The sequence below is a fragment of the Actinophytocola sp. genome, from assembly GCF_009379765.1.
GTDB lineage: Bacteria > Actinomycetota > Actinomycetes > Mycobacteriales > Pseudonocardiaceae > Actinophytocola.
Genome location: NZ_WHTD01000178.1, coordinates 1 through 17,015, shown reverse-complemented (window position 1 = coordinate 17,015; position 17,015 = coordinate 1). Strand labels below are relative to the sequence as shown.

Genomic DNA, 17,015 nt, shown 5'->3' with positions numbered 1-17,015 from the left:
TACACCTGCTGGACCATGTCCCGCTACGGCACCGACGCCTGCAACGCACCGACTCAACGCCGACCACCTCGACGCAGCGTTGCTCGACGCCACCGCCAGCTTCTACCGCACCCAGCACGGCCTGATCGCCGACGCGGTCAGCGACGCCCAAGCGCTCCACCACGCCAAGCACAACACCCGCGAAGACGAACTCGCCACCCTCGCCGCCGAACTCGCCAAAACCACCGACAAGATCAACCGCTACCTCGACGCCTTCGAGACCGGCAAACTCGACCCCGAGCACGTCAACGACCGCCTCACCGCCCTACGAGCCACCCAACAACAGCTCCGCGACCGGCAAACCGACCTCCGACATGCCATCGCCGACCAGCCCACCATGCCCGACACCGCCACCCTGACCAACGTCAGCCGGCACGCACGGGAGATCATCCACGCGGGCAGCCACACTCAACACAAGACGCTCGTCGAAGGGCTCGTTGAGCACGTCACCATCACCGGCCCCAACCGGTTCGTGCCCACCTTCCGCATCCCCCAACCACGCGAACCCGAACACGACACAGGGGCCGAGACCGAGCCAACGGTCCAGACCCCTGCGGTTCGCGCAATGACACGTTTGGTGGAGCTGAGGGGAATCGAACCCCTGACCCCCTCGATGCGAACGAGGTGCGCTACCAACTGCGCTACAGCCCCTGGCGTCGCGTGAGCATAACAGGCGACTACTCGCCAACGGCCCGACGGTAGGGCAGCGAAACGGGCCGGTCGAGCTCCTCGAACGCGGGGTCCTCGTCGTCCACGTCGACGACCACCGCGCCGGTCCTGACGACTGGCGGCGTGTAGGGGCCCTCGGACACACGCTCGCGCGGGCCGACGGCCTCCTCGGGCTCGTAGGCCTGCGGCTCGGCGTACTCGGGCTCCGCGTAGACCGGCTCGGCCGGGCGCGCGGCGGCGGCCTGGGCACGCCGGACCCGGCTCATGCGCGCGAGGCGCCGCTCGCGGATCTCGGTCTCGATGCGGACCTGGCGGCGCAGGTACACGAGGTAGCTGAAGAGCACCACGTCGAGGATGCCGTGCGCCCACCACAGCAGCGGGAAGACGACGGCCGCGACCACGGCCGAGGCGACGGCGCCGATGAGCATGGCGAGGACGACGCGCTGCCGGAAGCCGTACTTCGCCTTCGCGATGATGGCCGCCGCCTCGGGGTCGAACCCGCCGCGGCCCGGGCGATAGTGCCGGGCGTACTGCAGGTCCGCCTCGTCGTAGTACCCGCTCATCTCGTCATCCCGGTCGGCATCATGGGCGACATCCTCCGAGGATTCGGCCGGCACCTCGTCGGCGACGTGCTCGTCGCCGGCGAACTCTCCACCGAAATCCTCGTCGATCTCGTCAGTGTCGCGCATACCGGCCTCCTCGATGCCGTATTCCGCTTCCTCCCGCGTGTCCGCTCCGGCCTCACCGCTCCCGCTACGCACCACTCTGGCCGCCAGCTCGGAGTCCGCGGTCTTCGCGACCTCCTGGCGCTTCCGCACGATCATCGGCACGAGGACGACGAGCCATGCCAACACGAGCGCGACCACGACAAGCGAGCTCGGCATGCCTCGACACCTCCCCCTGTGACGATTTTTCGCGACGACTTCCGGTGTCACGTTAGTCACAACAGTCACAGGTGTGTCGGAGGCGCGCCGAACTGATCGACACCTCGACTACCCGAGCTCGGCGCGACCTTCCGCGACCAAGCCGGCGACGAGTCCATTCGGAACGTCCTCTGTGGTCAGTGCGAAACAGAGGTGGTCACGCCAACCTCCGGCGACATCAAGGTAACGGCGGAACAGACCCTCTTCGCGGAAGCCGAGCTTGGTGAGCACCCGAACGCTGGCGTGGTTCTCCGGCCGCACGGTCGCCTCGAGCCGGTGCAGCCCGGCGACCGAGAAGCAGTGGTCGGCCACCAGCGCCACCGCCCCGGTGGCCACCCCGCCCGCGGTCGCGTGCGTGCCGACCCAGTAGCCGACCCACGCCGAGCACAGCGACCCGCGCACGACGTTGCCGACGGTGACCTGCCCGGCGAGCTCGCCGTTCACGGTGATCACGAACGGCAGCGTCAGCCCGCGCCGGGCCAGGCCGCGCAGCGTCGACCACTGACCGGGCCAGGCGAGCGTCGCATTGTTGTCGTTCCAGCTGCCCGGAACGGTCGGCTCCCAGCTCTGCAGGTGCAGCCGGTCGCGGCGGCGCACCCGGCTCCACGCCGAGGCGTCCCGCAGCCGGGGCTTGCGCACCTCGAGCACGCCGGCGTCGACCCGGATCGGTCCGAGCCGCGCCGGCCAGCCGGGATGACGGCCCTGCGGCACCGCCCAACTCACCCCGTGAGCCGTCCCTTCAGCCACGTTGAGCCAAGAAGCTGACCTGAACCTCTTCCCCGACGACGACCTCGGTGATCTCGTCCTCGACGAGGATCAGGCAGTTCGCCTCGGCGAGGGACGCCAGCAGGTGCGAGCCGGACATGCCGAGCGGCTGCACCAGGTACTCGCCGTTGTTCTCGTCGCGGAGCAGCTGCCCGCGCAGGAAGCCCTTCCGCCCTTTGGCCGACGTGATCGGCGAGAGCAGCCGTGCCTTGATCTGCCGGCGGTGCGGGTTGCGCTTGCCCTGCGCGGCGCGGATCAGCGGCCGCACCATCACCTCGAACACCACGAGCGCGCTCATCGGGTTGCTCGGCAGCAGGAACGTCGGCACCGCGTCCGGCCCGAGCCGGCCGAACCCCTGCACCGAGCCGGGATGCATCGCGACCCTGGTCATGTCGACGTCGCCGAGCTCGGACAGGGACGCGCGGATCTCCTCGGCGAGCTCGCCGCCGACCCCGCCGGCGATCACGACGATCTCCGACAGCAGCAGCCGGCCCTCGACGATCTCCCGTAGCCGCCGGGTGTCGCTCGGCACGATGCCGACCCGGTTCACCTCGGCGCCGGCGTCGCGCGCGGCGGCGGCCAGCGAGTAGGAGTTGACGTCGTAGACCTGGCCCTGTCCGGGCGTGCGGTCGATGTCCACGAGCTCGTCGCCGAGCGAGATGATCGACACCCGGGGTCGCGGGTAGACGAGCACCTTGGCCCGGCCGACCGCGGCGAGCAGCCCCACCTGGGCCGAGCCGATCGGCGAGCCGCGGCGCACCGCGACGTCGCCGGTCTGCACGTCCTCGCCGGTCCGCCGGACGAACGCGGCCGAGGGCACCGGCTGGTGCACGGTCACCCTGGCATGGTGCCCGTCGGTGTACCCGGTCGGGACGACGGCGTCGGCGAGCGTCGGCAGCGGCGCGCCGGTGTCGACCCGCACGGCCTGGCCGGGCTGCAGCCTGCGCGGCTGGCGGGAGCCGGCCGGGATCTCGCCGACGACCGGCAGCAGCACCGGGTCGGTGCCCGCGGCCTGCACGTCGACACTGCGTACCGCGTAGCCGTCGACCGCCGCCTGGTCGAACCCGGGCAGCGCCCGTTCGGCGACGACCTCCTCGGCGCAGAGCAGGCCCTGCGCCTCGGAGATGGCCACCCGAACGGGGGCAGGGCGAACCGCGGCGGCAAGCGCCCGGCCGAGCTGCTCGTCGACTGACCTCATTCCGACCCCGTCTGTGTCGCTATTCCTCCACCCGCCCGCGCAACCACTCGCGCAGGTCAGGCCCATACTCAGGGTCCACGAGCGCGAAGTCCACGGCGGCACGCAGGAAACCGCCAGGATTGCCCAGGTCGTGACGTCCACCGCGGTGTACCACCACGTGCACCGAGTGTCCTTCGGCGATCAGCATCGCGATGGCGTCGGTGAGCTGCAACTCGCCGCCCGCGCCCGGCGTGATGCGCTTGAGCGCGCCGAACACCGCGCGGTCGAGCAGGTAGCGGCCGGCCGCGGCGTAGGTGGACGGGGCATCCTCCGGCGCCGGCTTCTCCACCATGCCGTTGACCTTCTTGACGTCGGGGTCGTCGGTGTCCTCGACGTCGAACACGCCGTACGGGGAGATCTCCGCCCTCGGGATGTCGAACGCGCACAGCACCGTACCGCCGTACCGGGCCCGGATACCGGCCATCCGACCGAGCACGCCGGTGGGCAGCACGAGGTCGTCGGGCAGCAGGACCGCGACGGCCTCGTCCTCGGGCTCGAGGTTGGGCTCCGCGCAGCTGACCGCGTGGCCGAGGCCGAGCGGCTCGTCCTGGATCGCGGTCTCGACGGCGAGCAGGCCGGGCGCCACCCGGACCTTGGCGAGGAGCTCGGTCTTGCCACGCCGCTCCAGGGTCTCCTCGAGCTCCGGTTGAGGCTGGAAGTACTGGGCGACCGCGTCCTTGCCCGGCGAGGTGACGATCACCAGCCGCTTCGCACCCGCCTCGGCGGCCTCGCGGGCGACGTACTCGATGCCGGGAGTGTCGACGACGGGGAACAGTTCCTTGGGGACCGCCTTGGTCGTCGGGAGGAATCTGGTGCCGAGGCCGGCAGCCGGCACGATCGCCGTTCGGATGCCGATGGCGGACGCGGAACCGGGGCCGGAACTGACGGTGGTGGATGGCGCCATGGACAGCGAGCCTAACCTGGTGCCGTGGCCCGGCCTGGGACTGATCGCGAACCGACGCCCGCGTTGACCAAGTGGCGGTGGCGTAAGGAGCTGCTCTCCGAGCGACGCCGGGTGCCCGCGAGCGTGCGCTTCGCCGAGGCCCTTTCCCTGTCCACCCATCTGACCAGCGGCCGAGTGGTGCGGCCCGGCCAGACCGTGTGCGCGTACGTGCCGGTCGCCTCGGAGCCCGGTTCGGCGCAGATGCTCGACGACCTGAACGACTTCGGCGCTCGGGTGCTGCTCCCGATCGTGACCGGCGAGGGACCGCTGGACTGGGGGTGGTATGCCGGTAAAGACTCGCTGCGGCCCGGACCGTATGGGCTGCGCGAGCCGATCGGCGAGGTACTGGGCACCTCCGCGCTGCGCATCGCCGACCTGGTGATGGTGCCGGCGCTGGCCGTGGACCGGAACGGGGTCCGGCTCGGCCGCGGCGCGGGCCACTACGACCAGTCGCTGCCGTTGTCCGCGAACGGCACCGAGCTGGTGGCCGTGGTCCGCGACCAGGAGATCTTCGAGGCACTGCCGAGCGAACCGCACGACGTGCGGATGACCGCCGTGTTGACTCCCAATCGAGGCCTGCTCCGGTTCGTGTGACGTTGCCCTGGGGACGTTTGCGCTCCGGCGGCGGCCTGGCGCATTATGTTCTTGGCACTCTGACGATGCGAGTGCCAAGACCCGGGGAGAGGGAGCGGCACGTGCCCACCTACCAGTACGCTTGTACGGCGTGCGAGCACCGCTTCGAGGTGCTGCAGTCCTTCAGCGACGCTTCGTTGACCGAGTGCCCGGAGTGTGCCGGCCGGCTGCGCAAGCTGTACGGCTCCGTCGGTGTGGTGTTCAAGGGGAGCGGCTTCTACCGCACGGACAGCCGGTCCGAGTCGAAGTCCCCGGCCTCCGCCGCCGCCTCGTCGTCCGCCTCGTCGTCCGAGTCGTCGTCCGAGTCGTCCTCCTCGTCGTCCTCCGAGTCCTCGGCCTCGTCCGAGTCGAAGTCGAAGTCGGCTGACTCATCGTCGTCCCCCTCGTCCTCCACGTCGAAGGACTCGGGTTCATCCTCCTCCGGGGATACGACGAGCGCGGCCAAGATCGCGTCCTGACGGCCGGGTTATCCACAACTCGCGCAGTTGTCCACAGGTGGCGGCTCATCGCCTCGATCAGTCGGTTTCCGGCCGTAGCGTCGATCCCATGCCCGACTCACTGCGCCCCATGCTCCGAGACCGCCTCCGCCGGCTCGTCTCCGCCCCTGGCTGGCCCCGCGCGCTGGCACTGCGCCGCGTGGTCGCCGCCGTGCTGGTGTTGCTGGCCGCCGCCCTGGCCGTCCGGCCACCGCCCCAGGCGCGTGCCGAGCCCACCGTGCCGATGCTGGTCGCCGCACGTGACCTCCCGCCCGGGTCGAGCCTGCGCGCGGGTGACGTGCGCGTGGTGCGGGCGCCCGAGTCCTTGCGCCCACCCGCCGCGCTGACCGCGGCCGAGCAGGTCACCGGTCGCGTCCTTGCCGGCGCCGCCACTCGCGGCGAACCGGTCACCCGCGCACGCCTCGTCGGCCGGGAGAACAGCCACCTGTCCACGGGCGACCCGGACGCGGTCGCCGTGCCGGTGCGCCTGGCCGATCCGGAGGTGGCCGCGCTGCTGGCGCCGGGCGCTCGGGTGGACGTCGTCACGGTCGCGTCGGAAGACGGCTCGGCCCCGGTCCTGCTCGCCGCCAACGCGACCGTGGTCACCGTCCGCGCGGACGACCCGACGCCTCGGGCCGGCTCCCGGCCGGGTCGCCTGGTGGTCATCGCCGTACCCCGGGAGTCGGCGACCCGCCTCGCCTCCGTGTCACTCGGCCGGCCGGTGGCGGTGACCATGCGGTAGGACGTGGTAGGGCGCGGCCGGCCGTGACCCGCCGCGCCGCACCGCGTCTCGTCATGTTCCTGGCGGCCGATCGCCGTTACGCTCCCATGGCCTTGTCACAACACCTCGGAAAGGAGCTCGATGTGCTGAAAGGTTTCAAGGATTTCTTGATGCGCGGCAACGTCATCGACCTCGCGGTCGCTGTCATCATCGGCACCGCGTTCACGGCAGTCGTGACCGCGATCGCCGCGAACCTGATCCAGCCGCTGATCGCCGCGATCGGTGGTGCCAACGTCGGCGGTCTGTCGTGGACGATCGTCGCCGAGAACGAGAAGTCCACCATCGACTTCGCCGCGATCATCACCGCGGTCATCAACTTCGTCATCATCGCCGCGATCGTCTACTTCCTGATCGTGCTGCCGATGAAGTCGATTCAGGAGCGGCGAAAGCGGGGCGAGGAGGCCGGGCCGGCCGAGCCGACGGACGTCGAGCTGCTCATCGAGATCCGCGACCTGCTGCGCCAGCAGCAGCGGCCCGTCGGCCAGGGCGCCAACCCCGGCAACCCGTACCAGGGAGGCCCCGGCCAGATGCCCCCTGGCGGCCCGAACAACCCCGGCGGACCGGGCCCGGCGGGCCCACCTCCCGGCCAGCGACCCTGGTAGGAGCCGACCTGGGATCTAGGCCATGTCTCGCGGATCTTGGATCGTGGTATTCGCGCCCAGCTGCCCCCTGGCCGCGTTGTCGGAAGGCCCGAATACAACCCGGTATGAGCGACCTTCCGCCGCCTAGCCAGGAGCCACCTGGATCACGAATCCCATCGACCAAGACCCACGAGACACGACCTAACGGCGATCATGGTGCGGGGGGTGGTTCTGCTCGTACCAGGAGTCGGCGTCGGGCCGTTCCGGATCGCGCTCATCGGAGGTGGTGTCCGGCAGCACGTCGCCGAAGATCTCGTCCAGGTCGAGATCCTGGCGACGCTGCGGCTGCTCCGGCTCGGTCACGGCAACTAGTTGACGTCCAAGCCGGACAGTTCGTCGATGACGTGGGGCACCAGCGCCGACAGCGTGGCCATGCCGTCCCGGACGGCGGCCCGCGAGCCGGCCAGGTTGACCACGAGGGTGCTGCCGGAGATGCCGACGAGCCCCCGCGAGATGCCGCCGTCCACCGCGCCGGCGGCGAGGCCGGAGGACCGGATCGCCTCGGCGATGCCGGGGATCGGCCGGTCCAGCACGCCCTGCGTGGCATCCGGCGTGACGTCGCGAGGCGACACACCGGTGCCGCCGACCGTGATCACCAGGTCGGCGCCGCCGATCACGGCGGTGTTCAACGCGTTGCGGATGTCCACGGTCTCCCCAGCCACCACGACGATGCCGTCCACGATGAACCCGTTCTCCTCCAGCAGCTCGGTGACCAACGGGCCGACCGAGTCCTCGTGCTCCCCATGGGCCACCCGGTCGTCGACGATCACGATGAGGGCCCTGCCGAGCCGCTGCGCGCTCCGTTCCATGGCTGTCACCGTAGTCGGAGCGCCAGCAGGCTTGCCGCGAACCCGTCCAGCAGATGCCGCAGCCCGAACTCGAACTGCTCGTCGAGATCCATGTCGAAATCCGATGTCTCGACCACGCGGACGAACGTCGGGTACGCGCCGGACGCGGTCACGTCGGCGAACGTCGCGTCCTGCTCGAGGAAGTGCTGCTCGGCGGTGATCCCGGTCTCCTGCTCGTCGGCCGCGTCCCACTCGAGCCCCACCGCGATGCCCCGCACGTAGCCGAACACCGCGACGTACACCTGGAACATGCGGTACTCGTCCAGCCCGGTGCCGGCCAGGACACGCAGCACCGCCTCGCCGTAAGCCAGCGTGCGCCGGGTCGCGCGTGGCCGGGTGAGCGAGAGGGCGGCCGCCGCCCACGGGTGCTGGCGGAACATCGTCCACAGCAGCCGCGCGGCGACCTCCAGCCCGGCGCGCCACCCCGGCGGCGGGTCGGCCGGGAACGGGTTGTCGGCGAACACCGTGTCGACCATCCGGAGGAGCAGCTCGTCCTTGCTCGACACGTGCCGGTACAGCGACATGGTGGCCACGCCCAGGTCGGTCGCGATCCGCCGCATCGACAGCGCTCCCGACCCCTCGTTGTCCGCGATCGCGATCGCGGTCCGCACCACCAGGTCCCGGGTGACCTCGACACCGGAACGCGCGCTGCGCACCGCCACCTCGACCGGACCGGCCACCGGCCCGGCCACCACGGTGCCGATGCCCTGCCGCGCGACGACCAGCCCCTCCTGGCACAACGTGGTCAGCACCTTCGTCGCGGTCGCCATCGCCACCCCCCACTCGCGGGTGATCTCCCGCGTCGACGGCACGCGGTCCCCCGGCCGCAGCGATCCGGAGGCGATCCGCCGCCGGATCGCCTGGACGATCCCGACATACGCCGTCTCCGCCATCGCAACCCCCGGTGCCCTAGTTCGCAGACAAGGCAAAGTCGGCGCAAAACCCCACTGTACTAGTTCACATACGGTGTACATACACCGACATCCGGGAGGGATGAGATGACGAACGTGTTGATCTCCGGGGCGAGCGTGGCGGGCCCGGCGCTGGCGTACTGGCTGCACCGGCACGGCATGCGGGCGACCGTGGTCGAGAAGGCGGCGGCGGTGCGCCCTGGCGGCCTCGGGGTCGACTTCCGCGGGTCCGCGATGCTCGTGCTGGAGCGCATGGGCATCCTCGACGAGCTGCGCCGGCACGCCACCGGCTCCGGCGACGCGACCATCGTGGCCGAGGACGGCACGCCGATCGCCACCATGCCGGGCGAGATCTTCGCCGGCGAGCTCGAGGTGCTCAAGACGGACCTGACCCGGATCCTGCACGACCTCACCAAGGCCGGCACCGAGTACGTCTTCGGCGACTCGATCACCGCGCTCACCCAGCACGACGGCGGCGTCGACGTGGAGTTCGCGCACGGCGCGCCGCGCAGGTTCGACCTCGTGATCGGCGCGGACGGGCTGCACTCGGGCGTCCGCGCGCTGGCGTTCAGCCCGGAGTCGGCGTTCACGCGCGACCTCGGCTACTGGTTCGCGTCGTTCTCGCTGGACAACTACCTCGACCTGGACCGCAGCGGGCTCTCCCACCTCGCGGGCGACCGGGCCGCGAACATCTTCGCCAGCCGGGACAACACCGAGGCGCGGGCGATGTTCATGTTCCCGACCCCCGCGACCGCGTTCCCGCGCGGCGACGTCGAGGCGCAGAAGCGCGTGGTCGCGGACGCCTACGCGGGCGTCGGCTGGGAGGTGCCCCGGCTCCTCGCGGCGATGGCGGAGGCCACCGACTTCTACTCGACACGCTCAGCCAGGTCCGCATGGACACCTGGTCCACCGGCCGGGTCGCGCTGCTCGGCGATGCCGGCTACTGCGCGTCGCCGATGTCCGGGCGCGGCACGTCGCAGGCACTGCTCGGCGCGTACGTCCTGGCCGGCGAGCTGGCCGGCGCGCTCAGGACGGCCGCCGACCACACGGCCGCGTTCGCCGCCTACGAGCGGACGCTGCGCGGGTACGTCGAGGTGAACCACGAGCTGGGCCGCCAGGCGACGGCATCGCTGCTGATCCCGCCGACCCAGGAGCTCATCGATGCGATCGCCGCAGGCCCCGACGACGGCGAGGCGTCCAACGATGACCTCCCGATCGCGGACTACCTGGCGCTGACCAAGATCTGACGGTTCTGTGACGGCGCGGCCGCGGACCTCGCGCGGGGCGGCGGCCGAGCCCTAGCGTCGGTCGCATGCGAGTGCTGATCACCGGCGCGGCCGGCTTCATCGGTTCCCACATCGCCGACCAGCTCGACGAACGTGGCCACGAGACCGTCCGGATGGACAACCTGCTGCCGAAGGCCCACGGTCCACAAGCGACGGACGAGAACGTGGTGCTCGGCGACATCCGCGACCCGGCGCTCCTGGACGACCTCCTGCGCGGCGTCGACGTGGTCTGCCACCAGGCGGCGGTGGTGGGCCACGGCGTGGACCCGACGGACGCGCCGGACTACGCCCTGCACAACGACTACGGCACCGCCGTTCTGCTGGCCGCGATGTACCGGGCCGGCGTGCACCGCCTGGTACTGGCCTCCTCCATGGTCGTCTACGGCGAAGGCCGTTACACCTGCCCGAACCACGGCGTGGTCCGCCCGGGCCCGCGCCGGCAGTCCGAAATAGACAGTGGCCGCTACGAGCCGCCCTGCCCGACCTGCGGTGCCGCGCTGTCCCCCGGGCTGGTCCCCGAGGACGCGCCGATCGACCCGAGAAGCACCTACGCGGCGACCAAGGCGGCCCAGGAGTTCCTGGCCTCGGCCTGGGCGAGACAGACCGGCGGCCGCGTGTGGGCCTTGCGCTACCACAACGTCTACGGCCCGAGAATGCCGAGAGACACCCCCTACGCCGGGGTGGCGAGCCTGTTCCGCTCGTCGCTGGAACGCGGCGATCCCCCCACGGTGCTGGAGGACGGCAACCAGCGCCGGGACTTCGTCCACGTGACGGACATCGCCCGAGCCAACGCCAGCGCGCTGGAAACGCCCGCGCCCCCAGGCGCCCTGACGCCGCTGAACATCTGCTCCGGCATCCCCCACACCGTCGGCGACCTGGCGACCGAACTGGCAAAGGCCTGTGCGGGCCCGCCGCCCCGCATGGTCGGCGGCAGCCGTCCCGGCGACGTCCGGCACGTGGTGGCCGACCCCGCCCGGGCGCAGCGGTTACTAGGATTCCGACCGGAAACCGACTTCACCGACGGGATCGCCGACTTCGCGACGGCCCCGCTACGCGCCCCGGCCGCGGTGGCCTGAACCAGTCACTCGTCGTCGCCGGGCTCGGGGACCGCGCGGCCCGCCGCGAGCTCGCGCAGGATCCTCGGATGCATGATCGTGACGCGCTGGCGGGCGGTGCGGACGACGTCGAGCCTGCGCAGCTCGTCCAGACCACGCACGAGCGTGCTGCGCGACACGCGCGCGAAGCTCGCCAGCTCGCCCTGGTTGAAGCGCAGGTCGACCTGCTTGCCCTCGGCCCAGTCCGGGGCGTACTGCAGCGCCAGCTCGAGCAGCACCGCCGCCAGGCGTTGCGGGAAGTCCGGACCACCGGACTCCAGCCGCAGGCGGTCGGACTGCTGCAGCCGGATCGCCGCGGTGCGGAACAGCTCCTCGGCGACATGCGGGCGCCTGCGGAGCACGCCGAGCAGTCGTTCTCGGGTGACGACGAGGGTATGGACCTCGTCGATCGCCTGCATGGTGTTCGCGCGGGGCAGTCCGCTGATGGGAGCCATCTCGCCGACGATCTCCGCGGGGCCGCGGGCGGCGAGCGGGGCGACCTCGCCCCGGTAGTTGGTCGCCGATATCTTCACCCAGCCGCGCAGGACGACGAACATGCTGGTGGGCGGGCCGCCTTGCAGCGCAAGGATCTCACCCGGCTGCCAGACCCGGACCCGGCCGGCCGCGGTGAGCTCCTCCCGCTCCGCCGGCGTGAGCCGGAACCACGGCCTGCGCTCGCCATTGCCCGGACCAGTGGAGCTCATCGTCGGGCCTCCCCGATCCGTTGGGCCGTCACCATCCACTGTGCCAGGTGACAGGCGGGACTGTCAGCCGCCGACAGGGCGTGACGGAGCCGACAGTTCGCCGTGGGCCCTCAGCCGGCGAGCGGGAGGCGGACCTCGAAGCGGCAGCCCGGCCCGTGGTTGTGCGCGTCGATGCGACCGCGGTGCGCCTCGACGAGGCCCTTGGCGATCGCGAGGCCCAACCCGCCGCCCACCTGCTCGTCGCCGCTGGAGCTTGGGGTGCGGGCGGCCGACCCGCGGAACGCGACGTCGAAGACGCGGGTGAGCTCGCCGTCGGGGATGCCGCCGCAGGCGTCGTCGACGGCGAGCACCGCGTCGGCGCCGTCGACACCGAGCTGGACGGCCACCGTGCCGTCGGGCGGGGTGTGCCGGATGGCGTTGGACACGAGGTTGCGCACCACGCGCGCGAGCTCGGGGTCGCTGCCGAGCACGACCGGCGCGGTGCCGGCGTTGGCGAGCACCCGCACACGCTTGCGCTGGGCCACCGGCACCTGCGCGGACAGCACGTCGCTCACCACGTCCTGGAGCGCCACCTGGGACATGGTCAGCTGCAGCGCGCCCGCGGTGATCCGGGACAGCTCGAACAGGTCGTCGACCATGCCGGACAGCCGCCGGCTCTCCCCACTGATGCGGTTGGCGTAGCCGGCCACCTCCTGCGGCGAGGAGACCACGCCGTCGGCGAGCGCCTCGGCCATCGCGCGGATGCCGGCGAGTGGCGTGCGCAGGTCGTGGCTGATCCACGCCACCAGCTCGCGCCGGGACGCCTCGGCCGCCCGCTCGCGCTCGCGGGCCTCGCGCTCCCACACGCTGCGCCGCGCGATCGCGTGGCCGAGCAGCAGCGCCACCGGCAGCGTCACGAGCACGACGAGCAGGCACACCAGCGCCATCGTCGTGAGGGTCGCGTTGAACATGAAGCCGCTGACGCCGAGGACGCCGGTCATCGTCGCGAGGACCGGCACCAGGACGAGCACGGTCATCGTCGTGCTGAGAGAGCCGCGGCGGACCCAGTAGAGGAGCCCGGTCCCGAGGGCGACGACCGGCAGCACGAGGGCGAGCGCGACGGGCAGGATGTCCAGGGCGTGGGTGAGCATCTGGCCCAGCGACTCGCTGGGGTCGATGATCCCGGGCGCCTGCGCGGCGGCCGGCCCGGCCGAACCGGCAGGCTCGACGAGGTCAGGCGCGGCGGTCATAGCGGTACCCCACCCCCCACACGGTCGTGATCCGGGTGGGTTTCGCCGGGGTCTCCTCGATCTTCTCACGCAGCCGTCGCACGTGGACGGTCACGGTGGACTGGTCGCCGAAGTCCCAGCCCCACACCCGTTCCAGCAGCTGCTCCCGGGTGAACGCCTCGCCCGGGTTGGCCAGCAGGAACACCAGCAGGTCGAACTCCCGGGTGGTCAGCGACAGCTCGGCGCCACGCAGGAGCGCCGTGCGCGCGGCCGTGTCCAGCCGAAGGTCGCCGTCGGTGAGCAGGGCCGGCGCCGGGGTCGGCGCGGCGGCGCCCGCCCGGCGCAGCACCGAGGACACGCGCAGCGCCAGCTCGCGCGGGCTGAACGGCTTCGTCACGTAGTCGTCCGCGCCCAGCTGCAGACCGGCGATCCGGTTCTCCTCCTCGCCGAGCGCGGTCAGCATCACCACCGGCACCGCGCTCGTCCGACGCAGCCTGCGGCACACCTCGAGCCCGTCGATGCCCGGCAGCATCAGGTCCAGCACCACGAGGTCCGGCTCGTGCCGCGCGATCCACGCGAGGGCGTCCTCGCCGTTGTCGGCCAGCGCGACCTGGTGCCCGGCCAGCTCGAGGTACCGGCGCACCACGTCCCGGACCGTCAGGTCGTCGTCGACCACCAGCACCCGCGACGGCGCCACGTTCATCTCGATCACCAGCTCGTCAGCAACACATGGTTGACCACCAGGGCGGTCCCGGCCTGCGCGACCAGCCACCACCGCCGTGACGCTCCCGGCAGCGCCGCCGCGGCCAGCACCAGCCACACCGCGAACGGTAGCCAAATACGCTCGGTCTCCGCCTTCGACAGTCCCGACAGGTCCGCGGTGAGCACCGCGAGCGCCGCGCCCCGCACCAGCGCGACCACCGGGGTCAGCGGCGCGCGCCCCGGCAGGCCGTCCAGGAACCGCGGCGCAGTTCGGCGCAGCCCGGCCACCGCTGCCGGACCGACCGCGACCGCGAGGCACGCCAGGTTCGCCCACACCCAATACCAGTACGGCCGGTGCGCGGCTATCCCCTCGTAGTACCGCTCGACGACCAGGTGGTACCCGTCCAGCCACCAGAACCCGGCCAGCGCGAACACCCCCGCCACCGCCAGCGCCGCCGGCACCGCGTAGAGCAGCGCCCGCCAGCACCGGCTCACCAGCACCACGGCGAGCGCGACCGGCGCCATCAGCAACAGCCCGTAGGACAGGAAGATCCCGAACCCGAGCACCAGACCGGCCGCCGCGCACAGCACGCCGCCCGCGGATCGGCCGTCGGTCAGCCGCACGCAGCCGACGGCGAGCACCGCCACGCCGACCGCCACGACGCCCGCGAACATCGCGTCCGCCGACACTCCCAACCACACCGCCCCGGGAAGAAGCGCGACGAACGGGAGCGCCGCGCGGGCCAGGTCGCGGCGGCCCAACGCGGCCACGGTCACCGGCACCGCCACCGCGACCAGGCCGGCCACCAGCACGCACACCAGCGCCGCGGCGGTCGGTCCGGACAGCCCGATGCGGTCGAGCCACACGAACACCAGCGTCGCGCCCGGCGGGTGGCCGGACACGTGCGTGGTCCAGGAGTCGGGCCGCAGGGAGAGGATCCGGTCGGAGAACGTGTGCAGCATCGTCGGGATGTCGGTGATCCCCGGCACCTCGTGCAGGTACTCGTCGCGGGTCGCGAGCCGGCGCACCACGCCGACGTACCAACCGTCCACAAGGGCCAGTGCGAGGATCCACGACACCGACAGCAGGTACGCGCCGAGCAGCGCGGTCCGCCAGCGCAACCGCTCGGCCAGCGCCGGCCCCCACGCCACCGCGGCCATCGCCACCACCACCGCCAGCACGGTGCCCGGTCCGACGTGCGGCGACAGGTGCCCGAGGATCGGGTACTCGCCGAACCCGGGCGAGGCGTTGGGGAACTGGGCGCTGCCGTAGAGCCGCGCGCCGGTGAGCATGCCGACGACGAGCGCGACGAGCACCAGCAGCAGGCCGGCGATCCCGGCGACGATGTCGGCGGGGATGCCGGTCGCACGCTCGGGCGGCGCCTCGTCCGGGCGCGTGATGACGGTGGACACGGTGGGACCGTAGGCCCCGCCACCCGCACCGGCGCGGCGGAGAAGGGAACCGTCAGAACTCCGTAATAACTTCGACGACGTCATACTTTGGTAAGCGGCACAAGGCTTTTGTGCCGTCCGGGATGGACTTAACGTCATCGGCATGGACCCTGTTGACGTCGTCCTGCCCTGCCTGGACGAAGCCGCCGCCCTGCCCGGTGTGCTGGCCGCACTGCCCCCCGGCTACCGCGCGATCGTGGTGGACAACGGATCGACCGACGGCTCCCCCGAGGTCGCCGCCGCGCACGGCGCCAGAGTCGTGCACGAGCCGCGCAAGGGCTACGGCGCGGCCGTCCACACCGGACTCGAGCACGCCCGGACGGACGTCGTGTGCTTCCTCGACGCAGACGGCTCGCTCGACCCGGCCGAGCTGGTCCCGCTCGTCACCGCCGTGTCCGGTGGCGCCCACCTCGCGGTCGGCCGCCGGGTGCCGGTGAGCCGCGGCGTCTGGCCGTGGCACGCGCGGGCCGGCAACCACGTGCTCGCGGCGCTGCTGCGCCGCCGCGGGCTGCCGGTGTCCGACATCGCGCCGGCCCGCGCGGTGCGCCGGCGCGACCTGCTGAACCTCGACGTCCGCGACCGGGCCTTCGGCTACCCGCTCGAGCTCCTGCTCCGCGCCGCCGATGCGCGCTGGCGGGTCGTCGAGCTCGACGTCGCGTACGGGCCGCGGGCGCTCGGGACGAGGTCGAAGGTGTCCGGCTCGGTCCGCGGCACCGTGCGGGCCGTGCGTGACATGGCGCGAGTGCTGCGATGACCGCCTGCCTGCTGGTCGTCGCCAAGGCGCCGGTGGCCGGCCTCGCGAAGACCCGGCTCGGCCGCGCGATCGGCGACCGGTGGGCCGCCCGGCTGGCCGCGGCGGCGCTGCTCGACACGCTGGACGCCGTGCTCGCCACCCCCGACACGATCCCGGTGGTGGCGCTGACCGGCCGGCTCGCCGCGGCCGAGCGGTCCGGCGAGCTCGCCGACGTTCTCGCGTCGTGCACCGTGTTTCCCCAGCGTGGCAACGACTTCGCCGAGCGGCTCGGGAACGCGCACCTGGACACCGGGTCGATGTTCCCCGGTGAGCCGGTGTTCCAGGTCGGCATGGACACCCCGCAGCTGCGGCCGGCGCTGCTGACCGGCGCGGTGGTGCGGCTGCTGGCCGAAGACACCGACGCGGTGCTCGGCCCGGCCGCGGACGGCGGCTGGTGGGGCCTCGGCCTGCGCGTACCGGCGGACGCCGAGGCGCTGCGTGCGGTGCCGATGTCCCGTTCGGACACCGGCACCAGGACGCTGTTCGCGTTGCGCGGTCGGGGTCTGCGGGTGTGCCGGCTGCTCACGCTGTCCGATGTGGACACGTTGGCGGACGCTCTGCGGGTGGCCTCCGTGGCGCCGGGGACCCGGTTCGCGCGCGCCGTCGAGGACCTCCGGCCCGCGGAGGCGGTCCGATGATCGGGACGGACGAGTTCGCGCCGGGGCTGCTGGGCCGGCGGTGCTGGCTGGAGCTCGCGACCGGCGAGCGGATCACCCTGCCGACCGAGCGGTGGCGGTCGGAGCCGGAGCCGGGCGACGAGGTGCTGCTGCGCAAATGCACGGGCCCGACGCTGGACATCGGCTGCGGGCCGGGCCGGCTGACCGCGGCGCTGCTGGAGCGCGGCGTGCCGGCGCTGGGCACGGACGTGTCGCCGGTCGCCGTGCGGCTGGCGAGGGCGGCGGGTGCGGCG

General features: G+C 72.2%; 19 protein-coding genes, 1 tRNA gene and 4 pseudogenes. 11 read left to right on the top strand and 13 right to left on the bottom strand.

Annotation, left to right across the window (positions count from 1 at the left end):
- Window positions 1–614: 614 nt before the first annotated feature.
- The 5 genes from GEV28_RS36070 to GEV28_RS36050 all read right to left on the bottom strand — a co-directional run bounded on the left by GEV28_RS36070 (window position 615) and on the right by GEV28_RS36050 (window position 4,537).
- Window positions 615–690, bottom strand: a tRNA-Ala gene (locus tag GEV28_RS36070).
- A 26-nt stretch (window positions 691–716) separates the two neighbouring features.
- Entirely contained in the window at window positions 717–1,592 is an 876-nt protein-coding gene (gene glpR / locus GEV28_RS36065) for a gephyrin-like molybdotransferase receptor GlpR (protein WP_291417773.1), read from the bottom strand.
- A 108-nt stretch (window positions 1,593–1,700) separates the two neighbouring features.
- Entirely contained in the window at window positions 1,701–2,354 is a 654-nt protein-coding gene (locus GEV28_RS36060; RefSeq protein WP_291417771.1) for a GNAT family protein, read from the bottom strand.
- Between the two features lie 16 nt (window positions 2,355–2,370).
- Entirely contained in the window at window positions 2,371–3,594 is a 1,224-nt protein-coding gene (gene glp, locus GEV28_RS36055; RefSeq protein ID WP_291417769.1) for a gephyrin-like molybdotransferase Glp, read from the bottom strand.
- A 19-nt stretch (window positions 3,595–3,613) separates the two neighbouring features.
- A complete protein-coding gene (locus GEV28_RS36050; RefSeq protein WP_291417767.1) occupies window positions 3,614–4,537 on the bottom strand; it encodes a UTP--glucose-1-phosphate uridylyltransferase in 924 nt (307 codons plus the stop codon).
- Window positions 4,538–4,600: 63 nt separating this feature from the next.
- On the opposite strand from GEV28_RS36050, the gene GEV28_RS36045 reads away from it, so the two are divergent.
- Both GEV28_RS36045 and GEV28_RS42800 read left to right on the top strand, forming a co-directional pair.
- Window positions 4,601–5,170, top strand: coding sequence for a 5-formyltetrahydrofolate cyclo-ligase (locus tag GEV28_RS36045; protein ID WP_291417765.1), 570 nt, complete (start codon window positions 4,601–4,603; stop codon window positions 5,168–5,170).
- Window positions 5,171–5,235: 65 nt separating this feature from the next.
- Window positions 5,236–5,412 (top strand): annotated as a pseudogene (locus tag GEV28_RS42800) (FmdB family zinc ribbon protein); the annotation flags it as partial.
- Window positions 5,413–5,426: 14 nt separating this feature from the next.
- On the opposite strand, the gene GEV28_RS42795 reads toward GEV28_RS42800, so the two are convergent.
- Window positions 5,427–5,654, bottom strand: a complete 228-nt coding sequence (locus tag GEV28_RS42795) for a hypothetical protein (RefSeq protein WP_367115264.1) — start codon at window positions 5,652–5,654, stop codon at window positions 5,427–5,429.
- A 101-nt stretch (window positions 5,655–5,755) separates the two neighbouring features.
- Here GEV28_RS42795 and cpaB point away from each other — a divergent pair, with 101 nt between their 5' ends.
- A complete protein-coding gene (gene cpaB, locus GEV28_RS36035; protein ID WP_291417760.1) occupies window positions 5,756–6,427 on the top strand; it encodes a Flp pilus assembly protein CpaB in 672 nt (223 codons plus the stop codon).
- A 122-nt stretch (window positions 6,428–6,549) separates the two neighbouring features.
- Window positions 6,550–6,936: pseudogene (gene mscL, locus GEV28_RS36030) on the top strand (large conductance mechanosensitive channel protein MscL); the annotation flags it as partial.
- 312 nt (window positions 6,937–7,248) lie between these two features.
- On the opposite strand, the gene GEV28_RS36025 reads toward mscL, so the two are convergent.
- From GEV28_RS36025 to GEV28_RS36015, 3 genes are read right to left on the bottom strand one after another with little or no spacing between them, the layout of a single operon-like run.
- Window positions 7,249–7,410 (bottom strand): hypothetical protein, encoded by a 162-nt coding sequence (locus GEV28_RS36025; RefSeq protein WP_291417758.1) that lies wholly within the window; start codon window positions 7,408–7,410, stop codon window positions 7,249–7,251.
- 5 nt (window positions 7,411–7,415) lie between these two features.
- Window positions 7,416–7,916: a MogA/MoaB family molybdenum cofactor biosynthesis protein gene (locus tag GEV28_RS36020; RefSeq protein WP_291417756.1), complete on the bottom strand. Its 501-nt coding sequence runs from the start codon at window positions 7,914–7,916 to the stop codon at window positions 7,416–7,418.
- A 5-nt stretch (window positions 7,917–7,921) separates the two neighbouring features.
- Window positions 7,922–8,848, bottom strand: coding sequence for a TetR/AcrR family transcriptional regulator C-terminal domain-containing protein (locus tag GEV28_RS36015; protein ID WP_291417754.1), 927 nt, complete (start codon window positions 8,846–8,848; stop codon window positions 7,922–7,924).
- Window positions 8,849–8,953: 105 nt separating this feature from the next.
- Between GEV28_RS36015 and GEV28_RS42790 the strand changes: the two are divergent.
- The 4 genes and pseudogenes from GEV28_RS42790 to GEV28_RS36000 form a co-directional block, all read left to right on the top strand.
- Window positions 8,954–9,373 (top strand): annotated as a pseudogene (locus tag GEV28_RS42790) (FAD-dependent monooxygenase); the annotation flags it as partial.
- 386 nt (window positions 9,374–9,759) lie between these two features.
- A pseudogene (locus GEV28_RS42785) lies at window positions 9,760–9,852 on the top strand (hypothetical protein); the annotation flags it as partial.
- A 108-nt stretch (window positions 9,853–9,960) separates the two neighbouring features.
- Window positions 9,961–10,113 (top strand): hypothetical protein, encoded by a 153-nt coding sequence (locus GEV28_RS36005; RefSeq protein WP_291417752.1) that lies wholly within the window; start codon window positions 9,961–9,963, stop codon window positions 10,111–10,113.
- A gap of 65 nt (window positions 10,114–10,178) precedes the next feature.
- On the top strand, window positions 10,179–11,228 hold the full coding sequence (locus tag GEV28_RS36000; protein WP_291417751.1) for an NAD(P)-dependent oxidoreductase: 1,050 nt from the start codon (window positions 10,179–10,181) through the stop codon (window positions 11,226–11,228).
- Between the two features lie 5 nt (window positions 11,229–11,233).
- On the opposite strand, the gene GEV28_RS35995 is transcribed toward GEV28_RS36000, so the two are convergent.
- The 4 genes from GEV28_RS35995 to GEV28_RS35980 form a co-directional block, all read right to left on the bottom strand.
- Window positions 11,234–11,950 (bottom strand): Crp/Fnr family transcriptional regulator, encoded by a 717-nt coding sequence (locus tag GEV28_RS35995; RefSeq protein ID WP_291417749.1) that lies wholly within the window; start codon window positions 11,948–11,950, stop codon window positions 11,234–11,236.
- A 110-nt stretch (window positions 11,951–12,060) separates the two neighbouring features.
- Window positions 12,061–13,110: a HAMP domain-containing sensor histidine kinase gene (locus GEV28_RS35990; RefSeq protein ID WP_291417777.1), complete on the bottom strand. Its 1,050-nt coding sequence runs from the start codon at window positions 13,108–13,110 to the stop codon at window positions 12,061–12,063.
- Between the two features lie 52 nt (window positions 13,111–13,162).
- Window positions 13,163–13,861: a response regulator transcription factor gene (locus GEV28_RS35985; protein ID WP_291417775.1), complete on the bottom strand. Its 699-nt coding sequence runs from the start codon at window positions 13,859–13,861 to the stop codon at window positions 13,163–13,165.
- Between the two features lie 5 nt (window positions 13,862–13,866).
- Entirely contained in the window at window positions 13,867–15,273 is a 1,407-nt protein-coding gene (locus tag GEV28_RS35980) for a hypothetical protein (RefSeq protein ID WP_291417747.1), read from the bottom strand.
- A gap of 142 nt (window positions 15,274–15,415) precedes the next feature.
- Here GEV28_RS35980 and GEV28_RS35975 point away from each other — a divergent pair, with 142 nt between their 5' ends.
- The 3 genes from GEV28_RS35975 to GEV28_RS35965 all read left to right on the top strand — a co-directional run.
- Window positions 15,416–16,066 carry a glycosyltransferase family 2 protein gene (locus GEV28_RS35975; protein ID WP_291417745.1) on the top strand — a complete coding sequence of 217 codons (651 nt, stop codon included), beginning with the start codon at window positions 15,416–15,418 and terminating at the stop codon, window positions 16,064–16,066.
- Window positions 16,063–16,743: a DUF2064 domain-containing protein gene (locus GEV28_RS35970; RefSeq protein WP_291417744.1), complete on the top strand. Its 681-nt coding sequence runs from the start codon at window positions 16,063–16,065 to the stop codon at window positions 16,741–16,743. The genes GEV28_RS35975 and GEV28_RS35970 overlap by 4 nt, the downstream gene beginning before the upstream one ends.
- Window positions 16,740–17,015: bifunctional 2-polyprenyl-6-hydroxyphenol methylase/3-demethylubiquinol 3-O-methyltransferase UbiG (locus GEV28_RS35965; protein ID WP_291417743.1), on the top strand; the 276-nt coding region annotated here is incomplete at its 3' end. The genes GEV28_RS35970 and GEV28_RS35965, both read left to right, overlap by 4 nt.

Excerpts from the sequence above, each read along its gene's own strand:
- glpR (WP_291417773.1), bottom strand. The coding sequence starts at position 1,592 with ATGCCGAGCTCGCTTGTCGTGGTCGCGCTCGTGTTGGCATGGCTCGTC.
- glp (WP_291417769.1), bottom strand. The coding sequence starts at position 3,594 with ATGAGGTCAGTCGACGAGCAGCTCGGCCGGGCGCTTGCCGCCGCGGTT.
- GEV28_RS36050 (WP_291417767.1), bottom strand. The coding sequence starts at position 4,537 with ATGGCGCCATCCACCACCGTCAGTTCCGGCCCCGGTTCCGCGTCCGCC.
- cpaB (WP_291417760.1), top strand. The coding sequence starts at position 5,756 with ATGCCCGACTCACTGCGCCCCATGCTCCGAGACCGCCTCCGCCGGCTC.
- GEV28_RS36020 (WP_291417756.1), bottom strand. The coding sequence starts at position 7,916 with ATGGAACGGAGCGCGCAGCGGCTCGGCAGGGCCCTCATCGTGATCGTC.
- GEV28_RS36015 (WP_291417754.1), bottom strand. The coding sequence starts at position 8,848 with ATGGCGGAGACGGCGTATGTCGGGATCGTCCAGGCGATCCGGCGGCGG.
- GEV28_RS36000 (WP_291417751.1), top strand. The coding sequence starts at position 10,179 with ATGCGAGTGCTGATCACCGGCGCGGCCGGCTTCATCGGTTCCCACATC.
- GEV28_RS35995 (WP_291417749.1), bottom strand. The coding sequence starts at position 11,950 with ATGAGCTCCACTGGTCCGGGCAATGGCGAGCGCAGGCCGTGGTTCCGG.
- GEV28_RS35985 (WP_291417775.1), bottom strand. The coding sequence starts at position 13,861 with ATGAACGTGGCGCCGTCGCGGGTGCTGGTGGTCGACGACGACCTGACG.
- GEV28_RS35975 (WP_291417745.1), top strand. The coding sequence starts at position 15,416 with ATGGACCCTGTTGACGTCGTCCTGCCCTGCCTGGACGAAGCCGCCGCC.
- GEV28_RS35970 (WP_291417744.1), top strand. The coding sequence starts at position 16,063 with ATGACCGCCTGCCTGCTGGTCGTCGCCAAGGCGCCGGTGGCCGGCCTC.